This is a genomic window from Pseudoxanthomonas sp. LjRoot204_2 (genome assembly GCF_056175765.1).
In genome coordinates this window covers 1-6,851 of sequence record NZ_JBGFFG010000176.1, presented here as the reverse complement: position 1 = coordinate 6,851, position 6,851 = coordinate 1, and the positions used below count along the sequence as shown (strand labels likewise).

The 6,851-nt window shown below is 69.7% G+C and carries 10 protein-coding genes; 4 read left to right on the top strand and 6 right to left on the bottom strand.

Annotated elements, in window-relative coordinates:
- The 4 genes from AC04L7_RS09875 to AC04L7_RS09860 form a co-directional block, all read right to left on the bottom strand.
- Positions 1-770, bottom strand: a 770-nt coding sequence (locus AC04L7_RS09875) for a cache domain-containing protein (RefSeq protein WP_475512914.1), incomplete at its 3' end; no start/stop codon positions are given.
- Positions 767-1,444: a methylamine utilization protein gene (locus tag AC04L7_RS09870; protein ID WP_435999213.1), complete on the bottom strand. Its 678-nt coding sequence runs from the start codon at positions 1,442-1,444 to the stop codon at positions 767-769. The genes AC04L7_RS09870 and AC04L7_RS09875, both read right to left, overlap by 4 nt.
- Positions 1,445-1,628: 184 nt before the next feature.
- Positions 1,629-2,663: an NAD(P)H-dependent flavin oxidoreductase gene (locus tag AC04L7_RS09865; protein WP_475512913.1), complete on the bottom strand. Its 1,035-nt coding sequence runs from the start codon at positions 2,661-2,663 to the stop codon at positions 1,629-1,631.
- 36 nt (positions 2,664-2,699) lie between these two features.
- On the bottom strand, positions 2,700-2,963 hold the full coding sequence (locus AC04L7_RS09860; protein WP_435999211.1) for a hypothetical protein: 264 nt from the start codon (positions 2,961-2,963) through the stop codon (positions 2,700-2,702).
- 141 nt (positions 2,964-3,104) lie between these two features.
- Between AC04L7_RS09860 and AC04L7_RS09855 the strand changes: the two genes are divergently transcribed.
- The 3 genes from AC04L7_RS09855 (at position 3,105) to AC04L7_RS09845 (ending at position 4,477) form a co-directional block, all read left to right on the top strand.
- The gene (locus AC04L7_RS09855; protein WP_435999210.1) at positions 3,105-3,476 is read left to right on the top strand and encodes a YciI family protein; all 372 of its coding nucleotides are present in this window, start codon (positions 3,105-3,107) and stop codon (positions 3,474-3,476) included.
- 58 nt (positions 3,477-3,534) lie between these two features.
- Positions 3,535-4,005 carry an HIT family protein gene (locus tag AC04L7_RS09850; RefSeq protein WP_435999209.1) on the top strand — a complete coding sequence of 157 codons (471 nt, stop codon included), beginning with the start codon at positions 3,535-3,537 and terminating at the stop codon, positions 4,003-4,005.
- A gap of 124 nt (positions 4,006-4,129) precedes the next feature.
- The gene (locus AC04L7_RS09845; protein WP_435999208.1) at positions 4,130-4,477 is read left to right on the top strand and encodes a response regulator; all 348 of its coding nucleotides are present in this window, start codon (positions 4,130-4,132) and stop codon (positions 4,475-4,477) included.
- A 33-nt stretch (positions 4,478-4,510) separates the two neighbouring features.
- Here the strand turns inward: AC04L7_RS09845 and AC04L7_RS09840 are convergent, their stop codons facing one another.
- Positions 4,511-5,455, bottom strand: a complete 945-nt coding sequence (locus AC04L7_RS09840; RefSeq protein WP_475512912.1) for a LysR family transcriptional regulator — start codon at positions 5,453-5,455, stop codon at positions 4,511-4,513.
- A gap of 134 nt (positions 5,456-5,589) precedes the next feature.
- Between AC04L7_RS09840 and AC04L7_RS09835 the strand changes: the two genes are divergently transcribed.
- Positions 5,590-5,982, top strand: coding sequence for a RidA family protein (locus AC04L7_RS09835; RefSeq protein ID WP_435999205.1), 393 nt, complete (start codon positions 5,590-5,592; stop codon positions 5,980-5,982).
- A 9-nt stretch (positions 5,983-5,991) separates the two neighbouring features.
- Here AC04L7_RS09835 and AC04L7_RS09830 read toward each other — a convergent pair whose 3' ends face one another.
- Positions 5,992-6,687, bottom strand: a complete 696-nt coding sequence (locus tag AC04L7_RS09830) for an aspartate/glutamate racemase family protein (protein WP_435999204.1) — start codon at positions 6,685-6,687, stop codon at positions 5,992-5,994.
- Positions 6,688-6,851 lie beyond the last annotated feature (164 nt).

The window sequence follows — 6,851 nt, the reverse complement described above, 5'->3', positions numbered from 1 at the left end:
TACGAATCCAGCAGCACCAGCCGGGCGTCGTCGCCCTGCGTCAGCGGATGCGAATCGGACAGGTAATGGTCGGCACCCACGGCAACCGGCCGTGCGTGATCGCCGTCGGCCACCCAGGCGCGGGCGAAGGGCGCGCGCTGGTCCATCGGCAGGGAGGCCGCATGTACCCGGGTGCGGTTGCCGACCAGGGTGACGAAGGCGGCTTCCAGGCCCGTGAGGCTGCGGTATTCCTGCGCGACGGTATCGTCGTAGCGGCGACCGACCGCTAGCCAGCCGACCCGGTCAGGGGCCATCACCGGCAGCACCACCACCAGGTACAGCGCGTCCTGCACCACCACCGTCTGCAGGGCCAGGCCATCGGTGGCGGCCTGCCGCATGATCCCGGCCAACACATCGGCCGAGGGGCCCGCCATGCCGTTGGCGCTGGCCTGCCAGCGGCCGTCGCGGTTGAGCACCCATGCCAGGTCCGCGCCGATGCGCGTGCCATGGTTGTCCAATGCCGAGCGCAACGTGGGCAGATCGCCGCTGGTCACCGCCGCACGGAATCCGAAGTCGTCCGCCAGCACCGATGCCGAGGCGAGCAACTGCTCCGAGCGGCCCTGCTGGAACTGCTCCCACACGCGATGCCCCACGTGCAGTTCCTGCTCCAGTCGCGACGACACCGCGCGCTGGGTCGCGACCGTGACCACCGCGAACGTGGCCAGCTGCGCCGCCGCCACCACGGCGATCATCACCGCGATGACGCGCGTCTGGAAACGGCGTGGCTTCAAGGCGTGCCGCCCTTGGCCTGGCGGAACTTCTCCTGCAGCGAGCGGAGACGGTCGTTGCCGCGGACCTCGCTCTTCACCGGCGCCAGCGACACCTGCAGGGTCGCGGAAGTACCGGCGGCCGGCACGTCGAGCGTGCGCTCGAGCGGTGCACCGTTACCGCGGACGTGCCACACGCGCAGCGTGTAGCGCCCCGGCGGCACCTCCAGCGACAGCTTGCCGTCGGTCCCGGTCTTGCCGAAGTAGGGCGTGTCGAGCACGACGATGTGGCCGATCATCCAGTCGTGGATGTTGCAGCCCACCACCACCACGCCGGGCTTGTCGAAGCGGATCGGCGCGGCCTTGTTGCCGGAGTAGAGCGGGATCTCGAACTGCCGCGGCTGGGAGAACGAATAGACGTGGTGCTGGATGTTGTCGCGGTTGGGGAACGCCACCACCGTGCCGGCCTGCACCGGCAGCACGCCGGGGACGAACGCCGAATGCTGCTGGTCCATGCGTGCGGTCGCGGTGCGGGTGGACGACGGAACCGTACCGTGCAGGCTGACCACGGCGTCCACCGCCGGCCCGGTGTTGCTGCCGACGGCCAGGCGCACCTCCGCGGCATGGGCGCCCGACGCCATCGCAAGGGCCAGTACCCCGCCTGACCATGCCCGCCTTGCGAGCCGCTGCAGATCCATCGATATCCCCTGTCTGATCCGGGCATTTCATGCAAATCCCGTGCCACGGCTCACACCCTGCCGCGCCTGGGCTACGCCGCAGGGGAGAGGATCGCGTCGCTTCGGAACGGCTGAAACTGACGTTACGCGTCACGGAGATGGTCGGATGCAGGCGCGCCCAGCCTCACCGATGGCACCCGCGGGCTCAGTCCACGCCCATCAGATGGCGCGTGACCCCGGCGGCATCCAGGCCCGCCAGGGTGCCCGGCCGCGCGCCGGACCAGAGCGGGGAAAAGTCATCGCGGCCGACGGCTTCCGCCGCCGCGCGCAGCGGTGCCAGCGCCGGCGACGCCCACGGGAACGCCGGTGGCAGGTCCGACAGGGGGCCCAGCTCGCGCATCAGCCGGTTGACCAGGCCACGGGCGGGCCGGCCACTGAACAGGTTGGTCACGGCGGCTTCGCGCATCGGCTGCTGGAGCGCAGCGCGATGCACGGGCGTGGTCGTCGCCTCCGGACACAGCAGGTACGCGGTGCCGGCCTGTACCGCGCTGGCGCCCGCGTCGAGCATGGCCCGTACATCATGGCGATCGCCGATGCCGCCGGCTGCGACCACCGGCACGGCCAACGCCTTCGACAACGACGCCACCAGCGGAAGCGTTGCGGGTTGCAGCGTCAGGTCCTCGGAGAGGAAATGCCCCCGATGCCCACCCGCCTCGATGCCCTGCGCGATCACCGCGTCCACGCCGCGACGTTCCAGCCACAGGCCTTCCTCTAGCGTCGTGGCGGACGACAGCACGGTCGCGCCCCAGCCCTTGATGCGCRCCAGCAGGGCTGCATCGGGCAGTCCGAAGTGGAAGCTCACGATCGGCGGACGGAACGGTTCCAGCAGCGCCACCGTTGCGGCATCCAGCGGGCGCCGCGCGCCGGTAGCCGATGGCGTGGGCGGGACGATGCCGTACGCGTCGTAGTACGGTGCCAGGGCCTCGCGCCAGCGCTGCATCTCGTCCGCATCGGGCTCGGCCCTCGCATGGCAGAAGAAGTTGAGGTTGACCGGCTGCGCGCGCGCGGCGAACGTCCGGAGTGCCGCCTGCAACTGCGCGGCGTCCAGCATCGCGCAAGGCAGGGAACCGAGCGCGCCCGCGTGCGCCACCGCAAGGGCCAGTCGTTCGTCCTGCACACCCGCCATCGGCGCCTGGATCAGCGGCAGGCCGGTACCGAGGAGGGAGGCGAGGGCGGTCATGGGGTCAGCTTACGCGACTCCCGAGGGCGCCCCGACTCACGTCGGCGCCGGGAAATCCGACAGTGCCGTACCCGCCACGGCGACCAGCCTATCGAGGCGGACGTGCTCGCCCGAGTCGAGTGCCACCCGTTCGACGCCGTCGCGCGCGGACAGCGTGACGAGGCGGCAGGTCCGCCGTTGCATCACGCCATCGTCGTCGAGGAAGCGGACTTCGACGGCGGTGCGACGCATGGCCGTGGCTTCCAGCACATCATGGAATTCGCGGTTGACGGGCAGATAGGGCGCGCGTGAATCGGGCATGGCGTGTCGCTCGATGGTTTGCCGGCGGCCGCAACCGGGCCGCGGTAAGCTGCGTGCCCCGCAGGATGACACAGGCGGCGGACGTGTCGATGTCCGGCCTTACGGTTCGTCGCCAAGGCATCACGACCCACGGGAGTTCCCATGAAGTACCTCGGCCTGGCCTATTTCACCCCCGAAAAGTTCGCCGCGATGAGCCCCGCGGCTGTCGAGGCGCTGGTCGGCCAGTGCCCTGCGCGGGACGACGCGATGCGCGCGACCGGCAAGGTGCGGTTGGCCGCGTCGCTGGGCGACCTGGATGGCTGGAAGACCCTTCGTCCCCGCCAGGGCCGGACGCAGGTCAGCGACGGCCCGTACACCGAGTCGAAGGAGGTGGTCGGCGGTCTTTTCATCATCGATGCCGACAGTCCCGAAGAGGCGGTGCGGATCGCTTCGCTGCATCCGGCGGCCACGCTGGGCGAGGAGGGCGGCTGGGCCGTCGAGCTGATCCCCATGGAATTCCATTTCGAAGGATGAGGCCGTCAGGAGGCGGAAGATGATCGAACTTCCTGTCCGGGATCCGTGCGACCTGTGCGTGGCCGCGCGCGACGAGCCGTGGAAGATCATCGACGAGGGCGAGCACACGCTCACCGTGATCAATCCGTGGCAATTCGAGACCGGCCAGTGCTGCGTCATCACGCGCCGGCACGTGGCGACGCTGCTCGATCTGTCCGCACCGGAGTGCGCGGCCGTCCTGGGGGCGGCCCAGCGCGTCGCCAGCGCCCTTGTCCGCGCCTATCGGCCGCTCGGCATCCTCACGTTCCAGAACAACGGCGTCTACAGCGGCCAGGAAACGCCGCACTTCCATTTCCACGTCGTGCCGCGGCAGCCTGGCAGCGACTGGGGCATCGGCCCGCCGCAACTCGCCGTCTTCGAAAGCGCCGGGCGCAGGCGGGGTGCCGTCCACGACCCGAATGATGATGCGGCGCGGATGGCGCGCGTCCGCGTCTCCCTCGAACGCCTGACGGAGACGGCCGCGCAGATCCGCGCGCATCTGCCGGCTTGATCTGCGCTGCTGACGGACATCTGCCGTTCTTGTCCGCAGGACGCGCACTGCTTCCAGACACCGAAACCGGTCAGCCGTCTCCGGTTCACACCAGCTTCGCGGGGCGTTGCGGCAAAGTTCCGCCATGACTTCATTGAACATCCTCTACGTCGATGACGACGACACGCACCGCTCCATGGTGGCCGAGGCCATCGAGGTCGCGGGGCACACGGTGACGCAGGCCGCGACCGCGACGGCGGCGCTCGATCTGATGCGGCAGGCGAGGTACGACTGCATCGTCACCGACTACTGGATGCCGGACATCACCGGCGCCACGGTCGCGCGCGAAGCACGCGTGCTCCATCCCGGCGCAACCGTGTGCGTGGTCTCCGGCCACGACAAGAACGACATGGCGGGATTGCCGCCCGGCACCCTGCTGATGACGAAACCCTTCAACGTGCCGCTGTTGCTGGACGTGCTGACGCCGCGCTAGTCGAGAACGCCACCGTGACGCGCGGTCCGGGACTCACGCCGGCGGCGCATCGCGCGCCTTGGGTGGCAGGATTGCCGGTGCCTGCTGCGCCATCAGGTCCACGATCCAATCGATGAACACCCGCAGCTTGCGGCTGACATGGCGGCTGGGCGGAAACGCCAGGTAAAGCGGCATCGGCGCCAGCTGCCAGYCCTCGAACAGCGGCACCAGTTCGCCGTGCGCGACGGGCTCGCGGGCCATGTACTGCGGCAGCCACAGCACGCCCATGCCGGCCAGCCCCGCCGCCAGATAGGCGTTGCCATCGTCAACCGACATGACGGGCCGGCCGTGCACGCTGACGTGTTCGTCGCCTCGTTGCAGGTCGTACGCCAGCGGAGGGCCGGTGCGCGATCCGCGATAGCCGACGATGCGGTGCGTACCGTCGTCCAGCGCGTGGGGATGCACCGGCGTGCCCGCGCGTGCCAGGTAGGCCGGCGATGCATAGATGCCCAGTGCCAGGTCTGCCAGGTGGCGTGCCCGCAGCGAGGGATCGGAGAGCGTGCCACCGCGCACCACGCAGTCGACGTTCTCGTCGATCAGGTCCACATGCCGGTCGCTGGCGCCCAGGTCCAGCTGGATATCGGGATAGCGCGCGTGGAAATCCGGCAGCGCCGGCACCAGGACCAGGCGCGCCAGCGGCGCAGGCACGTCCACGCGCAGCCGCCCGCGCGGCGCCTCGGACGCGGCCGACAGGCTGGTCTCGGCATCGTCCAGGTCGGCCAGCAGGCGGACCACGCGCGCGTAGTACGCGGCGCCGTCGGCGGTCGCGTTGACCTTGCGCGTGGTGCGGTGGAGCAGCTTCACCCGCAGGTGCGCCTCCAGGGACTGCACCAGCTGCGTCACCCGCGTGCGGCTCGACTGCAGCGTCTCGGCGGCCCGGGTGAAGCTGCCGGTCTCGACCACGCGGACGAAGGCCTGCATCGCGTCGATGCGGTCCATGCGCACTCCTTGGGGGCGGGAATTGTTTCGATTCTACAAACAGTGATCCCGCGATCGGCGTGTATATCCGGAAAGCCACGGTGCCTAGAGTGATCGCCATGCATCGGGCGACTGGCCCGACAGGAGATGCGTCCATGAACACCCGCAACGTCGTTTTCCCCGCAGGCCGCCACGCGCTGTACGAGCATCACCGCTATTCCCCGGCCGTGCGCGCCGATGCCTTCCTGTTCGTGTCAGGACAGGTAGGCAGCCGCGAGGATGGCACGCCGGAGCCGGACTTCGAAGCGCAGGTGCGCCTGGCTTTCGCCAACCTGCAGGCCACTTTGCAGGCGGCCGGCTGCACCGTGGACGACATCATCGACGTGACCACCTTCCATACCGATCCGGAACGCCAGTTCGACACCGTGCTGGCGGTCAAGAACGACATCTTCCCGGCAGCGCCCTATCCGGCCTGGACCGCGCTCGGCGTGACCTGGCTGGCGGGATTCGATTTCGAGATCAAGGTGATCGCACGCCTGCCGCGCTGAGCGGATCCGTCACGCCGACAGCGCGGCCTCCACCGCGGCGCTGGCGTGCAGGGCCGTGGTGTCGAACAGTGGCACGCGCGCGTCCTGCGGTCCCACCAGCAGGCCGATCTCGGTGCAGCCGAGGATGATGGCGTCCGCGCCACGGTCCGCCAGCGCGTCCATGATGCGTCGGTAAGCGTCGCGCGCGCTGTCGCGGATCACGCCGCGGCACAGCTCGTCATAGATCACGTCGTGCACCACGGCGCGGTCGTCCGCCGCCGGCACGATCACCTGCAGGCCATGCACCTGCTGCAGGCGCTCGCGATAGAACGACTGCTCCATGGTGAAGCGGGTGCCCAGCAGCCCGACGGTACGATGGCCGGCGGCGGCCATGGCCGCGCCCGTGGCATCGGCGATGTGCAGCAGCGGAATCGACACAACCCCCTCGATCTGCGGCGCCACCTTGTGCATGGTGTTGGTGCACAGCACCAGCAGGTCGGCACCGGCGGCCTGCACGCGGCGCGCCGCATCGGCCAGGCGCTCGCCGGCCGCGTCCCAGTCGCCTGCGTGCTGCCACTGCTCGATCTCGTGGAAGTCCACGCTGTACAGCACCACGCACGCCGAATGCAGCCCGCCCAGTCGCTCCCTGATGCCCTCGTTGATCTGGCGGTAGTAGGGCACCGTCGACTCCCAGCTCATCCCCCCGATCAGTCCGATCGTCTTCATGCGCGCGCCGCCTGCCGTGTGATCACGCGTCGATTATGCGCGGCCGCGCAGCGGCGAGGCTTGAGCGTCACGGCGGGCGAGGGTAGGTTGCCCGGACCAAGGGGTGGCACGCCGCGCCCCCTCGACGCCGCCCACGAGGATGCCCGATGAAGTACCTGATCTCC